The sequence below is a fragment of the Pseudomonas sp. NBRC 111123 genome (genome assembly GCF_001320205.1).
Taxonomy (GTDB): Bacteria; Pseudomonadota; Gammaproteobacteria; order Pseudomonadales; family Pseudomonadaceae; genus Aquipseudomonas; species Aquipseudomonas putida_J.
The window spans coordinates 1-910 of record NZ_BCAZ01000103.1; the positions used below are offsets into that span (position 1 = coordinate 1).

The window sequence follows — 910 nt, forward strand, 5'->3', positions numbered from 1 at the left end:
AAGCCCATCGGGCCCTGGAAGTGTTCGTGCAGGCGCAGGCGGTAGCGGTTGGCTGCCGCCGGGCCGCCGTCCATGGTGATCACCGAGTGGTGGATCTCGGTCTCGGTGACCGAGATCGGCTGCAGCACGCGGAAGAACGCCATCGAGCAGGCGACGTTGGGGAACAGGTTGAGGTTGAAGCCCGAGCCACCGACGGCGCGCACGATACGGCGCACCTGCTGCTGCTCGATGCCTTCGTCGCGCAGCTCGGCGGCCAGCGACTCGAAACGCTCGGGGATCGGCTTGTCGAGGTCGGCTTCAAGGTCCACCAGCTCGGGGATCATCACCATCACGCTGTGGCCGTTGCCCAGGTCTTCGACGTAGCCGGGGCCTTTGACGAAGTCGAACAGCTCCAGGGTCTGCTCGTCGACCGAAGACAGGAAGCTCTTGTGCACCAGCGGGAAGTGGTAGGCGTCGGTGGTGTTTTCCAGCTGGATCTTCCAGTTGCCGGGGAAGCGGAAACGGTGCTCGCCAGGGACCTTGATGCCGTAGCCGGCGCCCTGTTTCATGAACAGGTCCATCCATTTCTTCGCTGCACCGAGGAAGTCTTCCAGCGGCTCGATGTCGTCCTTGAAGGTGGCGAAGACCATGCCGGCGTAGCTTTCGGTGCGCAGGCTGACCAGTGGCAGCTCGGCCTTGTCGATGCAGTCGCCGTAGCTTTCCGGGTGGGGAATGCCGCGCAGCGAGCCATCGAGGGCGTAGCCCCAGCCGTGGTAGGGGCAGACGAAGCTGTTGGTCTTGCCCTTCTTGTGCTCGCACACCGTGGCGCCGCGGTGGCGGCAGCGGTTGAGCAGCACGTTGATGCCCTTCTTGCGGTCGCGCACCACGATCACCGGCTGCTTGCCGATGTAGGTGGTCTTGTAGCTGCCGG

Annotated in this window: 1 protein-coding gene; it reads right to left on the reverse strand. The window is 64.5% G+C overall.

What is annotated here, in order from left to right; all coding sequences use genetic code 11:
* Positions 1–910: Rieske 2Fe-2S domain-containing protein (locus APH27_RS25450; RefSeq protein ID WP_060486224.1), on the reverse strand; the 910-nt coding region annotated here is incomplete at both ends.